Origin of the sequence: Veillonella parvula, assembly GCF_032472435.1 — a bacterium.
Lineage (GTDB): Bacteria > Bacillota > Negativicutes > Veillonellales > Veillonellaceae > Veillonella > Veillonella parvula_N.
This window is the reverse complement of sequence record NZ_JAWEGM010000003.1, coordinates 17,366-36,397: the sequence shown is the minus strand read 5'-3', so window position 1 is coordinate 36,397 and position 19,032 is coordinate 17,366. Positions and strand designations below refer to the sequence as shown.

Genomic DNA, 19,032 nt, shown 5'->3' with positions numbered 1-19,032 from the left:
TTCCATGTTTGAATCACATTATCTGAAACCTTTTATTGTATCTTTAGGCATTACCATCATGCTTATCTCTGGCATGGGGTTTTCCTTGCGTGGCATCGTTGGAACCGGTGTGGCTTATGATGCTGCAGAGGTTAGCTTTCATCTGCCTGAGGATAGTGAAAGTGATGCGGAAACTACGGCTATTGAGCCTATACCTAAGGATAAGCCACCGGTTGAACCTCCGACTCCAGAAGGGCCTGCGCCTAAGGCAGATCCTCTTGTAACGGAAAATACAGGTGATGAAAGTGCTCACAATTTAAATGCCAATAAGACTACATCTAATGCTCGTCGTGAATGGGCCGTTCCAAAGGCCATAGAATCGGAAACGACTAATAATGAACAAGCTGTAGTTACGGGTGGAAATGATTCCAAAGACGGGAAATTCTCTAAACCTGACAATGCTCCTATGGGTAAGGATATAACATCTGATCCGAATGCCAATGGAAACGGCTTTGCCGAAGCTAGTGATTTATCCTTCCTATCTGATCTTGCGTGGGGACTCCTAACACCAGGTCAACAAGCGCTTTTACAAAAGTCGGATATCAACCCCCAAGAATATTTACGAACTGTACAAGAACAGGGGAAGGGGTCAATCGTAACAGGTAAGGTTGTAGTGCGCGTTAACTTTGACGTTAATGGACATGTCATCGTGGGAGAACATACACCGCTCATCGCAGAAGATGTGCCGCAACCTGTAAAAGAGGAAGCAATGCGCATCGTTAAAAGCAGTGGTTCTATTATCAATCGAAGAGGGGAACCTGTATATCTAGCAGTCCCTGTTGTTTTAGGACAATAAAGAGGCATATCTTACATACATTAGTATGGGATATGCCTCTTTGTTATGGTTGTAAAAAATGATTGTATTGATTGATACTATGTATTACTATGAAATACTTGTTCTATCTGAGTCATGTTGAGTTATATTTCAAGGATTAATTATATGTATTGTATTAATTTTGATTGGTAAGTATTGTTTTCGTGGAGTTGAAGACGGCTAGATATACGATGGCGCCGCCGATGAATAATGTGACTTGCATAGGAGTGCTGAATTGATCAGCTCGCCACAATGCAAAAGCGTAGAAGAACATGGTAATCAACATGATGAGAAATGCGATGATAACGCGTACATTTGTGTTTACTGCTAAGGATGTAGTAATACGCGATTTATTCGTCATTACGTAAATTAAAGATACTACGATGTCTGCCGTAAAGATGGAGAAGATAAAGTTATAATCAAACTCGCCAAAAAGGACTACCGCCAAGCCGATAAAGCTGAGCCCAAAGAATAGACGTAATAGAATACCTATAGTATTAGATTCGTTGCGCTGTGCGCGGCGTTCCTTACGATTTAAAGTTGCCATGAAAGCCTCCCCCATAGTAGAAATGTTTGTTACTATTAGTATAAAGCTCGTGTATAGATTGAGCAATTATTCGCAGTACATTTAGTCTGTATGTTTATTATATATCACAATGTATAGCTATGATATATTATAAATTAATTTATTACTATATAACTATATGAGAAATCAAAGTGAGAGATTATGATTCAAGTTATTCTTACCTATATTGTTAATGTTATTATTGTATTTGTATTTTTTCCTATTTTAGAATCTGTAGTTCAATATGTGTATCCGTTTTCATGGGACTGGCTTATAAAACCGCTACATTTAGTGGATAAGCTCGATGTATATATTATTATATCCTTTGCGTTGCCTATTATTGTGGCCATCGGATTATTTTTGCCACCTTTTAGTTGGATTGTCCATGTATTGCAAGGTGAAAGAAAACCAAATGCAGAAGAATCTGAATATATTGAACCGCTGTTTGAGGAATTATGTGCATTTAGCGGTGTAGCACGTAACTCACTGATATTGCGCATGCGTACAGATGAGGAAATTAATGCCTTTGCATCTGGATTAAATCACATTACGATTTATACAGGAGCCTTGTATTCGTTAGATAAACGGCATTTATTAGGTGTTCTTGCCCATGAATTAGGCCATTTACGGCATCGTGATACTATCTATTTAACCATTACCTATGCTATGGATCGACTAGGGCAATTAATTTTAAATCTTGTAATATATCTAAATTTTGCTTTAAATATACTGGCTATTATACCAATTGTTAATATCGTAGTACGTATTATTCAATTAATTCTTATCGTTATGATTGCAATCGTGAAATATGTACTTCTATTACCGAAGTGGATTACCTATTATTTTGATAGCCGTCGTCGAGAGTATGCTGCTGATGCCTATGCCGTTTCGATTGGTTTGGGGCGGGAGCTGCGTGATGGTCTAGTTTCATTAGGACTTGCTACTGAACAAATTGGTATTCTAGAGAATGGTGAATTATATGATTGTGAAAGTACAGGATTTTTCAGTCGCTTGTTTATTACTCATCCAAAAATGATTAAGCGAATACAACGTATCAATGAAGGGATAGAGGTATATAATCTCAAGCAAAGTCTTAAAGAAAATCGTTAAAGTGATAATTAATTTAATAAATACGAACAATAAGTAAAATTAATATAATTATCATTCGGAAAATTTAGTTCCGTTCGTTGAATGGAGCTTTCACATATGGTACAATAATCCTATAAATCTAGCTTTTATCATGCAAAGGAGATATCATGATACCACGTTATACACGAGAAGAAATGGGCCATATTTGGAGCGAACGCAACGAATTCGACACAATGTTATTGGTGGAGACCCTCGCATCTGAGGCACAAGCTGAGTTGGGCGTTATTCCTAAAGAAGCGGCGAAAACAATTCGGGAAAAGGGCAATTTCGACGTTGAGCGCATTCATGAGATCGAAAAGGAAACGAATCATGATATCATTTCCTTCGTAACAGCAGTGGGCGAATACGTAGGTCCTGAAGCGGCTAAATACATCCATCTTGGTCTTACCTCTACAGATGTGAAAGATACGGCGCTTGGGTATATGATGAAACAAGCCTGTGATATCTTAATTGATGATTTAAAGCGTTTGCACGAAGTATTGCGTCGTCGTGCAGCTGAGTTCAAATACACACCTATGATTGGCCGTACCCACGGTATCCACGGCGAACCAACTACATTCGGCTTGAAATTGGCGTTGTGGATGGCAGAGGTAGAACGTGATATTGAACGCATGGAACATGCGCGTAAAAGCGTTGCCGTTGGTAAATTGTCTGGCGCTGTTGGTACATACTCCAATATCGATCCATTCGTAGAACAATATGTGTGTGAAAAATTAGGTCTTGAACCTGTTAAAATTGCTACACAAGTGGTGCAACGTGACCGTCACGCTGAATTGTTGTCCACTATTGCTGTTGTAGGCGGCACATTGGATAAAATCGCTTTAGAAATCCGTCACTTACAACGTACAGAGGTGCGCGAAGCAGAAGAATATTTTAGCCCTAAACAAAAGGGTTCCTCTGCGATGCCTCATAAACGCAACCCTATCACATGTGAAAGAATTTGCGGTATGGCTCGCTTACTTCGTGGCTATGCACAATCTGCTTACGAAGATCAAGCATTGTGGCATGAACGCGATATTTCTCATAGCTCTGTAGAACGAGTTATCTTGCCGGATGCGACAATCTCGTTAAATTATATGTTGCACCTAACAATCCGAACCATTGATAAATTGTTGGTATACCCTGAAACTATGCTTAAAAATCTTAACCTTACAGGGGGCCTCGTATTTAGCCAAACAATTTTGACACACCTTGTAGACAAAGGTGCGGTACGTGACGAAGCATATCGTTGGGTTCAAAAACATGCTATGGAACGCTGGCTTGAAGGCAAAGATTTCGCAACAGGTTTAAAAGCTGATGAAAACATTAAGAAGTACATGACTGATGAGGAAATCGATGCATGCTTTGATCCGTATAAATTGCTAAGACATGTAGATACAATCATGGCTCGCTTTGGCCTATAATTGTAGGGTACTTCCCACATAACATATGAAAGACTAGGGTAGGTATAGACCAACAAGCCTATGGTACATGCAGTAGGTGTTGGCTATATCTACCTTTTTTGTTTTGAAAGCAATATGCCATTTTAGATAGAAGTATATTATTTTAACAGATAATTATAAATTAGTTTTCTAGCAGGCTTTTATATACTCGTCTTACATTAGGAAACCATCTATTTGTTTTAGGAGGTTATATGAAACGTATTATACGGAAGTACGGACCGCCTATTTTTCACTGTATTAATGACTTTGGTCAAGGTTCGCTGGCGGCCCTCATACCGTTTTTTATCGCTAACTTTGGCCTTAATTATTATCAATCGGCTTCCATCATTTTCTGTAATACCGTGGTGGCTTCCGTGGCACAGCCCGTATTGGGCTATGTGGCAGATCGGTGGCGCGTACCCTGGTTTATTCCCGTTGGGTTTACGGTGACTCTTGTGTCGATTAGCGCTATGGCATTGGCTACGAGTTACGAAATGATTCTTGCTTTGTCGCTCTTGGCCGGGGTAGGTGCTGCGTTATTCCATCCTGAGGCAGCTCTACTGGTAAATCGTACGCAATCTCATGAGCTTGGTAATGCTATGGGGCGCTTTGCAGTCGGTGGTAGCGCTGGCTTTGCACTTGGACCTCTCCTCGCTGGGGGTGTATATGTCTTTGGGGGACAATTCCTTTGGGTATTTACGATTATCGCGCTACTCGGCGTATTGCTATATCTCTATGCCTTTATGGGCGAGGGTGAAGCTGATACCGCTGATACTGCTGATACTGGTAACCGTGAAAGTCATTCTAAGGTTCTTAGTACTGCTACAAATGATTGGGCGAGCTTTGGTAAGTTATTTTTTGTGATTGCCTCTCGATCTATACTTTTCTCTGTATTGGCTATCTTTATTCCTATTTTGTATATTACCGTTATTAATGGTGACGCTAGTGCATCTAGTTTGGCCCTTACTGCGTACTTTGCGATGGGGGCCGTTCTTACCTATATGGGAGGGACTTTATCTGATAGACTTGGATTTCTTAAAACTGTGCGCTTAGGTAATCTGATTTTCTTGCCTTCTGTTTTAGTATTTATATTTGTGTCTAATATTTGGGGCTTCTTTGGCGCCATGATACCGATGGCCTTTGGTGTGTTCTCACAATACGGGCCAATTACGGTGTTAGGTCAAAAATACCTTGCTAAAAATGCGGGCTTTGCATCTGGTATTACGCTAGGCCTTGGCATTACCTTAGGTGGCCTTGTGGCACCTTATGTAGGACATCTAGCAGATATTTATGACGTACAAACGGCATTGATGACACTGATCCCTGTAGGGGTTATAGGCTTGCTTATGAGCTTCTGGTTAAAAGAACCAAAATAATATCAATGCAATAGGGTCATATTAAAGACATAATAACATGTAAGTAGCAAAATCGTATAAAAGAACTAAAATAGAATATTTTGATTCGATAAAATGTCAATACATGGGAGGTGACCATTGGTCACCTCCCATTTGTTTACTTTAATAAACCAGTTATCTATATTGGATATAGTAAGACTTTGATTTTCTATATCTCAATATCTTTACTTGATATATGTTTTAACATATAATTAAGTAAAGATTTCTTCTAGTATTAGGAGGAATGACATGGATACGTTTTCTGTTGTTTTTTATGAAACCCTAAGTGGAGATAAGCCAGCAAAAGTATTCTTAAATGAACTTTCAGATAAACAACGGGCTAAAACAATTCGAGATTTAAAGATACTTGAATTATATGGCAATCGTTTAAGGGAACTGCAGTCTAAATATTTAGAGGATGGTATTTATGAGTTGCGAACGAAGCAAGGTTCAAATATCTCAAGAATATTGTATTTCTTCTTTGTGGGAAGGCGAATTGTATTAACTAATGGTTTTGTAAAGAAATCTATGAAAACACCTAAAAGTGCAATTGAACTAGCTATTAAATATAAAAATAATTATATTGAGAGGTATAGATAATATGGAAACGTTAGATCAATATTTAGAAAAGCAATTAGAAAATCCGAAGTTTAAAAAAGAGTGGGATGCTTTAGATGATGAATACCAAATTATTCAGAATATAGTTGAGGCGCGATTAGCAGCACATATGACACAAATGCAATTATCTGAGTTAACAGGTATTACACAGTCTGATATTAGCAAGATTGAAAATGGCAATGGAAATCCATCTTTGAAAACATTGCAGAAAATAGCCCATGCGTTTGGGAAGAAACTAAAGATTGAATTTGTATAAATACTTTCACAGAGTCCGAACATTGTTGTATAATAAAAATGAATTGTTTCGACTGTTACATGGAGGATATAGATATGGCAACTAGTATGGTTATCGGCACTCAATGGGGTGACGAGGGGAAAGGTAAAATTGTTGACTGGATCGCAGAACGTGCGGATGTTGTGGTGCGCAGTCAAGGTGGTAATAACGCGGGTCATACTGTTGTAGTTGATGATAAAGCGTTTGCACTTCGCCTTTTACCAAGTGGTATCTTATACGATAACAAACAAAATATTGTGGGTACTGGTGTTGTTATCGACCCTAAAGTTTTGTTACAAGAAATTGAAGGCCTTGAAAAGCAAGGCAGATCTGCTAAAACCCTTCAAGTTTCTGACCGTGCACATGTCATTATGCCATACCATATCGCTCTAGATACTGCGGAAGAAGCATCTAAAGGGGATGCTAAAATCGGTACTACTAAAAATGGTATTGGTCCTTGCTACGCTGATAAAATCAATCGTATCGGCATCCGTATCTGTGATTTGTATGATATGGAAACATTTAAACAAAAATTAGCGTACAATGTAGAGTTCAAAAATAAAATGCTTACTAAGGTATACGATGCTGAACCTGTTAGCTACGATGAAATCTTAGCGGATTACATCAAATACGCTGAAGCCTTGAAACCTTATGTAACAGATACTAATGCGGCTGTTCTTAAAGCTGTAAAAGAGGATAAAAAGGTATTGTTCGAAGGTGCTCAAGCTACTATGCTCGACCTTGACCATGGTACCTATCCATTCGTAACATCCTCTCATCCAATTGCAGGTGGTGCTTCCACAGGCGCTGGTGTGGGTCCTAACTACTTAAAAAACATCTTTGGTGTTGTAAAAGCATATGCTACACGTGTTGGTGCAGGTCCGTTCCCTACAGAGCTTCTTAACGAAACTGGCGATAATCTCCGTGAACTTGGTCATGAGTTCGGTACTGTAACGGGTCGTCCTCGTCGTTGTGGTTGGTTAGACCTCATGGTTGTAAAATACGCAGCAGGTCTTAATAGCCTTGATTACTTAGCTATTACACGTTTGGATATTCTTGATACTTTTAAAGAATTGAAGATCTGTGTAGGTTACAAATTGAATGGTAAAGACGTAGAAGGGTTCCCAGCTAACTTAAAAGATCTTGAAGCTTGCGAAGCAGTTTACGAAACATTGCCAGGTTGGGAAACTGATATCTCTGGTATCCGTGAATATGATAAATTGCCTGAAAATGCTCGTAAATATGTAGAACGTATTGCAGAAGTAACAGGTGTGCCTTTAGGCATTGTATCTGTTGGTCCTAACCGTAGCCAAACTATCGATTTAGTAAATGTATTCTAAGCTATACTAATTTGATATAATAGAAAATTTGCATTTGGTAGCATTGATAGAGTGTTATATATTTTAACATTTCTCGCTATGCAATCGATTTATAGAATTATACAGATTAGACCCCTCACAGAGGGGTCTTTTGTATTGAATGGATGCAGAATACAAACGTGGATCCTCTATATCTAATCCTTTAGGTTGCTACAGTAGTGCGGTATATCGAAGTATGCTTTATAGTTATTAGAGTGTGAGTATATCGAGAAATATATAACAAATAATAGAGTGTAATTGTTATATATACAGAAAAATGTATATTCAAATAAACCTATCAAATAAAAAATTGTTTAAAATATTCATTTTATACAAATAGCTACGTGCTTAAATTAGTTTATAATTAGGCGAAATTTACTTATCTATAATTTTTTTGTATTCATAATAAATTATTAAGATACAAATATAAAGAAAAAAATAGATTTACATTAAGAAATAGTATATAATAGTACCAAGAAGTAGATTGATATTTTTTGATAAGGATCTGAGGAGTTAAAGATATGGTTGAAGTTTCTTACGAACGTTTAGCGACGATTTTTAAGGCATTAAGCGATGAAACAAGATTACACATCATCGATATGTTGTCTTGCAATGAATTATGTGCAGCCGATATTTTAGCGAGCTTCAATTTGTCTCAATCTACGTTGAGTTACCACATGAAAATCTTAATTGATGCAGGTGTAGTTAACTCTCAACGTAATGGTTTATGGACGCGTTACTCCATTAATGAAGCTACATTTGCGGATATTTTAGATATTCTCCCTCAATTATACAAAACTAAAGATGAGTGCATTTGCGCGCAAATTAAATACTGCCGCATTTCTGAGCACGAAAAAGAAGCGTAACAATGAGACGTTGGATTATGCATGTTGATATGGATGCATTCTTCGCGTCCATAGAACAACTGGATCATCCAGAGTATAAAGGCCACCCCGTAATCGTGGGTGGTCTTTCTTCACGTGGTGTTGTAGCTACCTGTTCCTATGAGGCTCGAAAATTTGGTGTTCACTCTGCGATGCCAATCTCGAGGGCTAAGAAACTCTGTCCTGATGGCATCTATGTATATCCTCGGATGGATCGATATAAAGAAGTGTCGAACCAAATTTTTTCCATCATGAAAGAATTCACCCCTTATATTGAGCCTTTATCTATTGATGAAGCCTTTCTTGAAGTGAGCGGCATGTCTACCATGTATAGTGGTCCTAAAGCACTAGGACAAGCCATTAAAGATCGTGTATTCGAGAAAACAGGACTTATTATCTCTGCAGGCTTAGCACCCAATAAATTTCTTGCTAAATTAGCCTCTGATTTAGATAAGCCAGATGGTCTTGTGGTCATCCCATACGGTCGTGAAAAAGAGGTGCTAGCTCCTTTGCCTATTAAACGTATTTGGGGTGTTGGCCCTCGGACAGAGAAAATTTTGAAAGCTGGTGGCTTTCATCTGATACGTCATATTCAGTCTTTGCCTGATGAAAGTACTTTAATTCCTCTTGTGGGAAATCAGGCAAAGCGCATATGGGAACTTGCGAATGGTATCGACGATAGACCTGTTGAAACAGACCGAAAGATACAATCGATTGGAGCTGAGGAAACCTATGAAGAAGATCTCACAGAGGGCCGTGCTATCGAATTAGAATTTAGGTACTTTGCAAACCGTTTATCGAAACGGCTTCGGAGACGTAGCCTTTATGGACATACTGTATCTATTAAGGTTCGGTATGATGATTTCACTACCGTATCACGGCAGAAGCGGCTAGATACGCCATCAGACCAGGAACATGTATTTTTCGAAACAGCATTGATTCTGTGGAATAAATTGATGCAGGATAAGACGAGTAAGCGGCCTAAAGAGTCTAAGAAAGATACGGAACCGTTAGGGGCCACTACAAAGGTAAAGTCTACGAATTTTAAATGTAGTAGTTTTAAAGGGATTACCTGTATGGATCCGCCTGGTCCTATCCGTTTATTAGGCCTTACTGTGAGTGGTCTCGATGAGGAGGTTCCTATGCAGGATAGTCTCTTTGAATCTTTACAGGATGAAACGGAAGATAAGTTAGCTAGTGTATTAGACTCCTTAGAGTCCAAATTCGGGGAGACCGCTGTCATGAGCGGGGCACTGTGGCAACGCTTTCACGGAGACAATGGAATACGCAGAAAACGGTCAGAGTTGAAAGCGGCAGTGGATGCACAGCCTGATCAAGAGGATGGGGAGTCTATTAATGTTGATGTAGTCTCAACTAAAGAGGCTAATCGGTCTATAATTGCAGATACACACCCATCTATTGAAGGACCTAAAAAGACCGTCAAAAAGGACTTATAAAGTTTATATTGAATACTTTCGCTAATATAATTGTTCGTGTTACAATATGGGTGTAGTGTTAATAAATTACCGCAAGAGAGGTATAGATATGAGTTTATTTCGTGTGGCCATTCATTATGGCGTAAACAGCAATGGTTTCTTGTCCTATGATACAGAAACAAAAACAGTGTCCGTAGATTTACCTGAACAAGAGTGGGTTGATAAGGTGATCGCTTACTTGAATAATGAACATGCTATTGAGCATGCTACAGGTCTTGATACGTATGAACGGTTGACCGTAAAACCATTGGAATCTTTGGATAACTTTAAATTAGCTTTGACACGCATGTGGGAAGCGATCGATGTACAAGTCGACTGGAGTCGTCCAGCATAAATTGAATGAAAACACCTTGTGATCTACACGTTGGTAGAAGCAAGGTGTTTTTTGTTTTGCTCATGTTGGGAAGTAGACGTATGTAGGTATAACTAGTATATATAATACTGTGAATTCTCATTTATGTTTTACAAATGATATCGTGTATACAAGATTTATAAAGGTTGAGGGTTGTTTTGTTAAAAAATTTGTGCTATTCTAATTACATAATTATGGATAATAATTATCCATTAATAATTTTTATCGTAATTAAGATGTATGATTAAAAATTTATGTAAAGTAAATTACTTTCATTTTGATCTCTAAGTAGGAGTTTGTAACATGAATAATGAAAAGAAACTAACAACCGCCTTTGGCGCTCCCGTACCAGATAATCGCAACTCTGCTACAGCAGGTAAACGTGGTCCTGTATTGATGCAAGATGTTTGGCTCATGGAGAAATTAGCTCATTTTGAGCGCGAAGTGATTCCTGAACGCCGCATGCATGCTAAAGGATCCGGTGCATTTGGTACTTTCACAGTAACTAATGATATTACAAAATATACGAAAGCAAAAATTTTCTCTGAAGTAGGCAAGCAAACGCCGTTATTCGTGCGTTTCTCCACTGTTGCCGGCGAGCGTGGTGCGGCCGATGCGGAACGTGACATTCGTGGCTTTGCCGTAAAATTTTATACGGAAGAAGGAAACTGGGACCTCGTAGGTAACAATACACCGGTATTCTTTATCCGCGATCCATTGCAATTCCCTGATTTGAACCGCGCTGTAAAACGGAATCCGAAAACAAATCTTCGCGATGCGACAGCAAACTGGGACTTCTGGACTAGCTTGCCAGAGGCTATTCACCAAGTAACCATCGTAATGAGTGATCGTGGTATTCCTAAATCTTACCGTACAATGCATGGTTTTGGTAGCCATACATACAGCTTGATTAACGAAAACGATGAACGTGTATGGGTTAAATTCCACTGGGTTTGCCAACAGCCGATTGAAAATCTTTCCGATGCTGAGGCGGCTAATGTGGTAGCTAGTGACCGTGAAAGTCACCAACGTGACCTCTTTGAGGCTATTGAAAAAGGCGATTTCCCGAAATGGAAATTATGCATCCAAGTGATGACGGAAGAACAAGCTAACAATATGCCATACAATCCATTCGATTTAACTAAAGTATGGTATCATAACGAATTCCCATTGATTGAAGTTGGTGTGATGGAACTTAATCGCAACCCAGAAAATTATTTCCAAGATGTAGAACAAGCTGCATTTGCACCAACAACTATCGTTCCTGGTATCTCATTCTCTCCTGACAGAATGCTTCAAGGTCGTTTGTTCTCCTATGCGGATGCGCAACGCTATCGTCTAGGGGCAAATTATTATCAAATCCCTGTTAATGCCGCTAAATGTCCTGTAAATATCTATCATCGCGATGGTCAAGGACGTATAGATGGAAACCATGGGTCTACAATTGGCTACGCACCAAATAGCTTTGGTGAATGGGCTGAACAACCGGAATTCAAAAATCCTCCTCTCGACGTATCTGGACCAGCCTACCAATATGACTTCTATGAAGACGACTCTGACTTCTTTACACAACCAGGTAAACTGTTCCGCCTCATGAGCCCTGAACAGCAACAAGTCTTATTTGATAACACCGCAGCAGCTATGAATGGCGTACCTGATTTTATCAAAGAACGTCATGCAAAACATTGCTATCAATGTGATCCCGCTTATGGTGAAGGCGTTGCTAAAGCCTTGGGCATGAACATCGATTTTAGCGATGTAAAATAAGATTAATGATACTATTTAAACAACATTAAAATAGTTTATCTAAACAATACTAACGATTGAAAAGAACTTTCTTAACTAATAACACTTTCACATTTATACAAAATACTAATCTATAAAAATCTAAATTCACACAAAATTTTTATACACTGATACCAATTATCTTATAAACAAAAACAAATAAAATCCTTTAAAGGGCCTTTGCTAAGCACATCTAAATTAAGAGTCATCAATGATGTGTAGCAAGGGTCCTTTTGTTGTGTTAAAAATATACAAATTTTAAAAGGATTTTAGTATAACTATGTAGAAATATATGATGTGTTGAATTTGCACGAAATGTTACATGTGAATAGGAGGCAGTTATGAAATCTAGTAGTTTGGCATGGTATGTGGCGGTAGCTTGCATGGGAGGAAGCCTTTGTGTTGGATCTGTAGTATAGGCGAATTCTCTAGCGATGGTGAAAGCAAATAACTCTGTTCCCGCAGCTATTGTAATGCAAGCCCAAGCAGCTCAGCCTGTTACTGTTACAGCAGATAAGAATGATAAAGTTAGTGCTACAGCAAATCATACAGTAACTAATAATGCAGTAGCTAATAATGTAGTAACTAATGATGTAGCAGCACAGGAAGCCCTCAAACAAAAACAACAGTACCAAGCCGACACAGAAACGATGGGCTTGCTATGGATGCGCACCTCTGCGGAGTACAGAGCATTGGCGTATCAAGGGTACAATGTGGCAATAAATGCCGTTAAGATGGCCGTTACTGATCCATCTCATCAAAGAAAACCTTTAGCTATCGTTCTTGATGCGGACGAAACCGTAGTGGACAATACCAAGTTGATGGGTGAAAGCATTGTAAATGGTAATGGTCGTTTTGATGCTCCTTGGTGGCGTCAAGCCGTGCATCAAGGCAAATCGCAAGCCATGCCTGGCGCTGTTGAATTCCTAAATGAAGTACATAAACAAGGGGTAGAAATTTTCTACGTTTCCAACCGCTACGCACCTGTTAACTACGATGCAACAGTACAAAACTTTAAGGCGTTAGGATTCCCATCTGTCGATAAAGACCATGTGCTACTATTTGAAAAAGACTCGGATAAACAACCTCGCTTTGATATGATTGCTAAAAAATATTATGTCGTTGTATATATGGGCGATAACGCCGGTGATTTTCCTATTGGCACAAAAGGTAAGACCTTAGCTGAACGAAATGCCATCATCGACAATCATAAAGAGGACTTTGGTACTACCTTTGTAGTATTTCCAAACCCTGCTTACGGATCCTGGGTAAGTGCACTAGCGAAAGGCTACCAAAACCTAAGCCCAGAAGAACAAAAACAAGTGAATAACCAATACCTACAACAATAAGGACGCCTTGCGTATACTTTATTAAAAACGATATAATAAAGTATACATGCGTCTATAGCTCAGTAGGATAGAGCAGCAGTTTCCTAAACTGCGTGTCACTGGTTCGATTCCGGTTAGGCGCACCAAAAAAATAATTAATGAGCATATGTTTTTTAGTATTATGCCTTTTTAGGAGCCAAGATTTAATTCTTGGCTCTTTTTAGGTTTTGAAATTTAAAACACCGTTTCTATAGAGCAGAATAGGTTTGAAAACCTGCTTTTATCGGAAATTATTCATATGCTAATTAAACATAAGTTTTATGATAAGTATTCCTTAATAATGATATAATTAAGATATATATATTCAGTTACATATTTAGTTACATATTCAGTTAAACATTATATGTAAACGGCAGTATATAGTGGAGAGCATGTATGAGTATTTACAATTGGATTCAAGAGAAACTCTTCGATAATTACGAAGAGTGGCATATGAAGAGCCCTGATTATAATCGAAATGGTTTTAATATAGTAGGAATAGATAATACCCTAAAGGCTATGCATGATGGATTTTTCATGTATATAGAATTGTATCCACCTTATGCCATCGATGGTTGCACTGCCATGAAAGCGCGTGTAGGAAAAACACCAGATGCAGTAGATATATTCTTAGACATAGATGGTAAGACGTATCGTATGGCTGATGTAAGTTATCCTGATGCAGTGAAGATGATGCGGGCCTTTGTGAAAAAACGCAGAGTACTTGATTGTAGTTTATGTGTAGAAGTAGCGTATCTAGATATCGATCAGATGAAACTGACATTTACAGAGTTAGCAACGTTGTTGCTAGGCGATGCTAAACAAGCTAAATCGTTTATGACCAAGGCTAAGTTGCGTTCCATGGAAGAATTAGAAGATAGCTGGTGGAACCTTTATGAGAAACTAGTCTCTAAAGGATATGCTGTAGAGCTAAGCTGTAAATGTGAATTAGAGGATTTTATTTATAATGTACAGAAATTAATACGTAACAAGTCTTTAGATACCGGCGAAGATCTAACTATTGACCTATCAGCATTAGATGAAGATCAAGTTATTATGGACTGGTGTGCTGATCTTAATTCTAAATGGGAAAACTATACGTTAGCAGGCATGGACATCGGAACCGATAGCTTTGTACTTATGGTGCTTTCAAATGAGGAATTCAAAACAGCCAAAGAACTAGGAAAAGAACTATTACATAGAATCGATGTAGCAGAACGTCTGTGATAGGTAACAGAACATGTTAATGTTACAGAAGCAATTATGCTATGGCATCATCTATAAAAGGATGTATTTCTGAACTGTAGAACCGTAAAATGTGATGAATAGGAGAGAGTCATATGAGTATTGTACGTCTACCAGAATATGAAGCAGAGTTTGAGCCGGAAGAGTTTGAAATCTATGCATTGCCGCGGAGTGATGCGAATGGGGCTAGTCCTTATTTAGAGAAGTACCATAGACCACTGGTGTCTACTGATGCTATTCTAGATACTCGAACTGGCGTGCTTGACCGTAGCGAAGGCATTTTGACGTGGATTATTGAGGGTCTTGACGATAGATGGGGTTATTCTTTTGAGCCCCATGGGGTCTATAAATTGTTAGTTAAGAAAGCAAAACCATTAGAGGACCTCGGCTATATGCGCCCGTCTTGGAATAATCGCTATTATGTGCTTGAGGTATTAGAGGAGCATGCTAAACATAGTGAGTTAGAGGCGTTGTCGACGTATTTGAAAACCCCTAAATACCTTCATACCGACAGGGGTGACTTCCTTTTAAATCGAGAGTATCAATATTACACAGCCAGAATTGATGATTATGCATTCACCCTTGATGTAGATGAGGGTTCTGATGAAAGCTGTACCGTAGCATTGGCGGCTTTCAATACAATCGAGAATTTCAAAGCATTTGAACAACGAATTAGTGCATATATTAGTGAGACCTTGTTAGAACTCGCTAATTATTGGCTCGACAATGACGCTCAAGATCCGATTACATCAGACGTATTTGCTAAGCGTATTACGATGGGCGAATTGGCGTTTCGTAACGATGGCTCCATAGAGGTCTATTATGACGATGACGATATCTTCTGGGGGCACTGTATCATAGCTCATATTGATGCGGATGGGAACCCTGTTGATGCAGATATTGCAGGATAATCAATTAATGGAGAGTCCTAATGAGAAAATCGGAATTAATGACATTATGGAATGTTGAAAGCTGGTTTGAAGAACCTTATGGTGTTTACTTTGTATCTTGCCGATTGGGCACTAATCGTTTAGAGACTGTAGGACAAGCCTTTAAAAAACTTAATATTAGTTGTACCGGTTATACTGAAGATGATGTACTTTCACTATCAATATGGGAGCAATTATATGTCCAATTAGATGAATTAGACCAACTGGCGAAGGGGCTCATACAAAAGGGAATACCGCAAGAAGAGTCTGTTGTACTAACGCTAACAGATATAATGCTGGATAAATCAGGTTGTTACGATGCATTTGCACTAGGCTATGATGTGGGAGAATCCCCAGCAGGACATCTATATGTTTTGGTTCCTTTTGATGAAAACTTTACGGCTCAACAAGATGTGATATACGAAACCTTATAGAGTTGTTTTAAAGTGGTGATACTGGTGTTGTATTCTACCTAAAAATATAAGTGATATGCAGGAGAGAGACTATGGAAGATATGTATAAATTAGTCAAAGATTTCTTTAGTCATGACGTGGATTTAGATGATTTATTTGATTCCGAAGCTATTATCTGGATTGACTGGCGCGAGGATGACGAAGATGTGGTGAACTATTTTAATGACATGATGGATGAGCCTATCGACATTCAAACCGTTAGCAATGGAAAGCAGTATGGTGACGATATTGTACTACAAAAGGGCAATAAAAAATTGCTAATTCCCTACGGTGATGAGAAAGACCGGGATGTGACTATCAAATATTTCAACGACTTCGTTAAACCTGATTATGAGGTGCGCTGGTTTGCTGAAAGCCTTGGCGATGATACGCTCGGATTTACCGTGCTTTCAGGGACAGAATGGCTAAAGCTAGAAGATGAGTTTGGTGCAGATATAGTTTGTTATTATTTTGTACCTATTGATTTAGAAAGCAACATGTTTAATCTCAGTATGAGCGAGGTTTCTGCGTTGTTAGAATTACGAGAAAATAAGAGATGAAATAGAGAGAATAGGCGAATCTATAAGAGGTAACCATATGGATTATTTAAAAATATTACATAAAGATTCTAACTTGGCAGCAGATTTTGACGCACTATTTGATTTCTTTTTGCTCGATGAACCTACGGAACGTGATGAGATTGAGGGAAAATGTACCTTTTCTATGGATGGAAAGGCTTTTGCTCGTGATGGTGCAGGCGGTGAGTATCATCAACTAGAGGATGGATCAATTGGATATATGAGTAGCGAAGGTGAATGCGGTCGCATAGCTGAAAGTATAGACGATTTAATTTGTTTATTGGTGTATAGCATTTGCTGGCATGACTATTGTGATTCTAGTCAATATAAGGATATATCTACCCTCGAAGGCTATGCCAATGAGCGACATAATCAAATTACATCCTATACAGATATGGATAAATGGGAATATGTTGTTAAGGCGCTAGGCATGCCTTCCGAAGCAAATGTGGCTGTTGAATTACAAAAGTTCTATGACGCGGCACACCGAAAACCTCTGTACCAAGGCTTTTACCATGAAGAAGATGGCAGTGTTACGCCTTATGAAAATCTGTTCTTTTAATACTCAAATCAAATATAAGGATTACATATAATGAATACAGTGACTCAAAGATATATAGAAACTGCGCAAATCAGTGATATACCGTGGCATCGGTTAACTACATCTTACGGACGTGCTACAGATTTTCCTAAAGAGCTTGATGTGTTGTGGAAGATGGAAAGCATTGATACTGTTGATGAGGCTAGTAAGGAAATAGCCTTAAATATTGAACATCAATCGACTTTATGGCATTCTACACCGTTTGCATTAATTTTTTTATTGCGTACTTTCAAAAAAGCCGTTGAAGAACAACGTCACAATGAAGTGGCTCGTTATTTAGCTGAAGCATTAGTAGAGTTATTTATTGTCATTGCTGAAAGTATTAGAGATGGTCTTGTGTTGGAACACGCGGATCCATTACCAAACTTTGTGGATATGCTCAATGAAGAATACCTTTGGTCTGAAGAATACGATGAGGACGAAGATATGATTCGGTATGAAGAAGATGAGGTGTTCTCTGATGACCTATTCTTTAGCTTCTATTACTATTCACTTCAAGTGCTTTTACTAGGTAGGCCATTGTTAGACAAAAATAATGAGCAAGAGGCTGAATTGCTAGAATTATTGATAGAGATAGAGCACTCAAATATCTAAGGAATTATAGAAGGAAATGATTACGATGGATAAAGCACGTAAAAAGGAATTGTTAAAAGCATATGCAGATAAGCAGAGACAATCGTTTAAAGATAGTTTACCTATGGATGAAGAGTTGTTTTGGAATCTCTTTGATTATGTAGACGAGAAATTAGAGGAAAATGACGGTTGCGATCATAGTTTGACTTTCACTAGAGAATTCTTGGAAAAACAAAAGGTAGATGTAGAAATCGTATTAGACTGGATCGTCAACGAAGGTGGCGGTTGTGACTGCGAGGTTCTCTACAATGTAGAAGAGAGATTTGAAGAGTAATATCTATGTAATTGGAGAGATTTTCGTATACAGCTTGTTTTTGACTTAGAGCAAACTGTAAGCAGTCTAATGTAAATTTATTTGTGATTTTGGTAACCAAGTAATCTTTGGTAAAAAATCATAGTATACTAGAAATGTTAAATACTGCCGGCGATATTAGCGATTTTGTCTAAGAAGCGCCGGCGTTTTTCGTCCGAGCTGTTTTCTGTGCCCGCCAACTGGGTATGTGTAACCGGTTTAATGCCACAGGATTTCAGAACTTGATTTTTTAACACCTTGCCATAGTCCTGAATAAACGGCGTCAAAAAGGCGGGAGTATTGTGGGTGGTGATGATCCAGGCGGATTTTCCCTGTAAATGACCTATAAGCCCTCGTTTTCCGTATGAATAGGCAAAGCCCGCTGTAAATACGCGATCGATAAAGCCTTTGAGCATTGCTGGCATACCACTCCACCAAATTGGGTAGATAAAGACGATATGGTCTGCCCAAGTAATTAAGTTGCGATACTTCTCCATGTCCGGCACAGTGCTTAAATCTCGACGTTTGTGCGTGTCATCAAATCGCAATATAGGATCGAACTGTTCCTCATATAAATCCAAGGTGTTCACATTGTGGTCTTTTGAAAGATTCTGTTGCACTACTTTCAGAATAGCGTTATTAAAACTTTGATGATTAGGATAGGTGTAAATGATTAAAATATTCATGGCTAGTTCCTTTCTATTTAATCATCGTCAGGTTGAAAGAATCTGTATAGTAAAATGGTATCTATATTAAGTTAAAGTCTAGTGAAGAGCACCTATTCTA

General features: G+C 38.5%; 21 protein-coding genes and 1 tRNA gene. 20 read left to right on the top strand and 2 right to left on the bottom strand.

The features are described from left to right. The first annotated feature begins 4 nt into the window (after window positions 1-4). Window positions 5-835 carry a hypothetical protein gene (locus E7A03_RS05515; protein ID WP_316073820.1) on the top strand — a complete coding sequence of 277 codons (831 nt, stop codon included), beginning with the start codon at window positions 5-7 and terminating at the stop codon, window positions 833-835. Between the two features lie 154 nt (window positions 836-989). Here E7A03_RS05515 and E7A03_RS05510 read toward each other — a convergent pair whose 3' ends face one another. Continuing rightward, the gene (locus E7A03_RS05510; protein WP_004698294.1) at window positions 990-1,400 is read right to left on the bottom strand and encodes a hypothetical protein; all 411 of its coding nucleotides are present in this window, start codon (window positions 1,398-1,400) and stop codon (window positions 990-992) included. 180 nt (window positions 1,401-1,580) lie between these two features. On the opposite strand from E7A03_RS05510, the gene E7A03_RS05505 reads away from it, so the two are divergent. The 19 genes from E7A03_RS05505 (at window position 1,581) to E7A03_RS05415 (ending at window position 18,228) form a co-directional block, all read left to right on the top strand. Continuing rightward, on the top strand, window positions 1,581-2,528 hold the full coding sequence (locus E7A03_RS05505) for a zinc metalloprotease HtpX (protein ID WP_004698199.1): 948 nt from the start codon (window positions 1,581-1,583) through the stop codon (window positions 2,526-2,528). 146 nt (window positions 2,529-2,674) lie between these two features. After that, window positions 2,675-3,970: an adenylosuccinate lyase gene (purB, locus tag E7A03_RS05500; protein WP_008714679.1), complete on the top strand. Its 1,296-nt coding sequence runs from the start codon at window positions 2,675-2,677 to the stop codon at window positions 3,968-3,970. Window positions 3,971-4,200: 230 nt separating this feature from the next. Further along, window positions 4,201-5,364 carry an MFS transporter gene (locus E7A03_RS05495; RefSeq protein ID WP_314931874.1) on the top strand — a complete coding sequence of 388 codons (1,164 nt, stop codon included), beginning with the start codon at window positions 4,201-4,203 and terminating at the stop codon, window positions 5,362-5,364. 267 nt (window positions 5,365-5,631) lie between these two features. Further along, window positions 5,632-5,982: a type II toxin-antitoxin system RelE/ParE family toxin gene (locus E7A03_RS05490; RefSeq protein ID WP_316058531.1), complete on the top strand. Its 351-nt coding sequence runs from the start codon at window positions 5,632-5,634 to the stop codon at window positions 5,980-5,982. Between the two features lies 1 nt (window position 5,983). Next, complete coding sequence (locus E7A03_RS05485; RefSeq protein WP_012864952.1) at window positions 5,984-6,256, top strand: helix-turn-helix domain-containing protein; 273 nt, start codon at window positions 5,984-5,986, stop codon at window positions 6,254-6,256. A 74-nt stretch (window positions 6,257-6,330) separates the two neighbouring features. Further along, window positions 6,331-7,614: an adenylosuccinate synthase gene (locus tag E7A03_RS05480; protein ID WP_278457822.1), complete on the top strand. Its 1,284-nt coding sequence runs from the start codon at window positions 6,331-6,333 to the stop codon at window positions 7,612-7,614. A 539-nt stretch (window positions 7,615-8,153) separates the two neighbouring features. Further along, window positions 8,154-8,498: an ArsR/SmtB family transcription factor gene (locus tag E7A03_RS05475; protein ID WP_004694570.1), complete on the top strand. Its 345-nt coding sequence runs from the start codon at window positions 8,154-8,156 to the stop codon at window positions 8,496-8,498. 2 nt (window positions 8,499-8,500) lie between these two features. After that, a complete protein-coding gene (gene dinB, locus E7A03_RS05470) occupies window positions 8,501-9,973 on the top strand; it encodes a DNA polymerase IV (protein ID WP_316073819.1) in 1,473 nt (490 codons plus the stop codon). An 88-nt stretch (window positions 9,974-10,061) separates the two neighbouring features. Beyond that, entirely contained in the window at window positions 10,062-10,346 is a 285-nt protein-coding gene (locus E7A03_RS05465; RefSeq protein WP_302498903.1) for a hypothetical protein, read from the top strand. Window positions 10,347-10,667: 321 nt separating this feature from the next. Continuing rightward, window positions 10,668-12,131, top strand: coding sequence for a catalase (locus E7A03_RS05460; RefSeq protein ID WP_316073817.1), 1,464 nt, complete (start codon window positions 10,668-10,670; stop codon window positions 12,129-12,131). A gap of 452 nt (window positions 12,132-12,583) precedes the next feature. Then, the gene (locus E7A03_RS05455; RefSeq protein ID WP_316073815.1) at window positions 12,584-13,498 is read left to right on the top strand and encodes a 5'-nucleotidase, lipoprotein e(P4) family; all 915 of its coding nucleotides are present in this window, start codon (window positions 12,584-12,586) and stop codon (window positions 13,496-13,498) included. A 48-nt stretch (window positions 13,499-13,546) separates the two neighbouring features. Then, window positions 13,547-13,623 (top strand) — tRNA-Arg (locus E7A03_RS05450). A gap of 289 nt (window positions 13,624-13,912) precedes the next feature. Next, window positions 13,913-14,743, top strand: a complete 831-nt coding sequence (locus tag E7A03_RS05445; RefSeq protein ID WP_128114320.1) for a DUF6630 family protein — start codon at window positions 13,913-13,915, stop codon at window positions 14,741-14,743. Between the two features lie 113 nt (window positions 14,744-14,856). Continuing rightward, a complete protein-coding gene (locus E7A03_RS05440) occupies window positions 14,857-15,672 on the top strand; it encodes a DUF2262 domain-containing protein (protein ID WP_287509793.1) in 816 nt (271 codons plus the stop codon). 20 nt (window positions 15,673-15,692) lie between these two features. Further along, window positions 15,693-16,124, top strand: coding sequence for a hypothetical protein (locus E7A03_RS05435; RefSeq protein WP_004698248.1), 432 nt, complete (start codon window positions 15,693-15,695; stop codon window positions 16,122-16,124). A gap of 71 nt (window positions 16,125-16,195) precedes the next feature. After that, complete coding sequence (locus E7A03_RS05430) at window positions 16,196-16,702, top strand: hypothetical protein (protein ID WP_314931868.1); 507 nt, start codon at window positions 16,196-16,198, stop codon at window positions 16,700-16,702. 37 nt (window positions 16,703-16,739) lie between these two features. Next, window positions 16,740-17,282, top strand: a complete 543-nt coding sequence (locus E7A03_RS05425; protein WP_316073814.1) for a hypothetical protein — start codon at window positions 16,740-16,742, stop codon at window positions 17,280-17,282. A gap of 30 nt (window positions 17,283-17,312) precedes the next feature. Further along, entirely contained in the window at window positions 17,313-17,915 is a 603-nt protein-coding gene (locus E7A03_RS05420; protein ID WP_287509784.1) for a hypothetical protein, read from the top strand. Between the two features lie 25 nt (window positions 17,916-17,940). Next, window positions 17,941-18,228 carry a DUF2695 domain-containing protein gene (locus tag E7A03_RS05415; protein ID WP_004698173.1) on the top strand — a complete coding sequence of 96 codons (288 nt, stop codon included), beginning with the start codon at window positions 17,941-17,943 and terminating at the stop codon, window positions 18,226-18,228. 137 nt (window positions 18,229-18,365) lie between these two features. On the opposite strand, the gene E7A03_RS05410 is transcribed toward E7A03_RS05415, so the two are convergent. Beyond that, on the bottom strand, window positions 18,366-18,932 hold the full coding sequence (locus E7A03_RS05410; RefSeq protein WP_287509783.1) for an NAD(P)H-dependent oxidoreductase: 567 nt from the start codon (window positions 18,930-18,932) through the stop codon (window positions 18,366-18,368). Window positions 18,933-19,032: the final 100 nt, after the last annotated feature.

Bases quoted from the DNA above. Each gene is read 5' to 3' on its own strand.
- E7A03_RS05440 (WP_287509793.1), top strand. From the start codon at position 14,857: ATGAGTATTGTACGTCTACCAGAATATGAAGCAGAGTTTGAGCCGGAA.
- E7A03_RS05490 (WP_316058531.1), top strand. From the start codon at position 5,632: ATGGATACGTTTTCTGTTGTTTTTTATGAAACCCTAAGTGGAGATAAG.
- E7A03_RS05410 (WP_287509783.1), bottom strand. From the start codon at position 18,932: ATGAATATTTTAATCATTTACACCTATCCTAATCATCAAAGTTTTAAT.
- E7A03_RS05460 (WP_316073817.1), top strand. From the start codon at position 10,668: ATGAATAATGAAAAGAAACTAACAACCGCCTTTGGCGCTCCCGTACCA.
- E7A03_RS05475 (WP_004694570.1), top strand. From the start codon at position 8,154: ATGGTTGAAGTTTCTTACGAACGTTTAGCGACGATTTTTAAGGCATTA.
- E7A03_RS05505 (WP_004698199.1), top strand. From the start codon at position 1,581: ATGATTCAAGTTATTCTTACCTATATTGTTAATGTTATTATTGTATTT.
- E7A03_RS05435 (WP_004698248.1), top strand. From the start codon at position 15,693: ATGAGAAAATCGGAATTAATGACATTATGGAATGTTGAAAGCTGGTTT.
- E7A03_RS05430 (WP_314931868.1), top strand. From the start codon at position 16,196: ATGGAAGATATGTATAAATTAGTCAAAGATTTCTTTAGTCATGACGTG.
- purB (WP_008714679.1), top strand. From the start codon at position 2,675: ATGATACCACGTTATACACGAGAAGAAATGGGCCATATTTGGAGCGAA.
- dinB (WP_316073819.1), top strand. From the start codon at position 8,501: ATGAGACGTTGGATTATGCATGTTGATATGGATGCATTCTTCGCGTCC.
- E7A03_RS05425 (WP_316073814.1), top strand. From the start codon at position 16,740: ATGGATTATTTAAAAATATTACATAAAGATTCTAACTTGGCAGCAGAT.
- E7A03_RS05445 (WP_128114320.1), top strand. From the start codon at position 13,913: ATGAGTATTTACAATTGGATTCAAGAGAAACTCTTCGATAATTACGAA.
- E7A03_RS05485 (WP_012864952.1), top strand. From the start codon at position 5,984: ATGGAAACGTTAGATCAATATTTAGAAAAGCAATTAGAAAATCCGAAG.
- E7A03_RS05510 (WP_004698294.1), bottom strand. From the start codon at position 1,400: ATGGCAACTTTAAATCGTAAGGAACGCCGCGCACAGCGCAACGAATCT.
- E7A03_RS05420 (WP_287509784.1), top strand. From the start codon at position 17,313: ATGAATACAGTGACTCAAAGATATATAGAAACTGCGCAAATCAGTGAT.
- E7A03_RS05515 (WP_316073820.1), top strand. From the start codon at position 5: ATGTTTGAATCACATTATCTGAAACCTTTTATTGTATCTTTAGGCATT.
- E7A03_RS05455 (WP_316073815.1), top strand. From the start codon at position 12,584: ATGGTGAAAGCAAATAACTCTGTTCCCGCAGCTATTGTAATGCAAGCC.
- E7A03_RS05480 (WP_278457822.1), top strand. From the start codon at position 6,331: ATGGCAACTAGTATGGTTATCGGCACTCAATGGGGTGACGAGGGGAAA.
- E7A03_RS05415 (WP_004698173.1), top strand. From the start codon at position 17,941: ATGGATAAAGCACGTAAAAAGGAATTGTTAAAAGCATATGCAGATAAG.
- E7A03_RS05465 (WP_302498903.1), top strand. From the start codon at position 10,062: ATGAGTTTATTTCGTGTGGCCATTCATTATGGCGTAAACAGCAATGGT.
- E7A03_RS05495 (WP_314931874.1), top strand. From the start codon at position 4,201: ATGAAACGTATTATACGGAAGTACGGACCGCCTATTTTTCACTGTATT.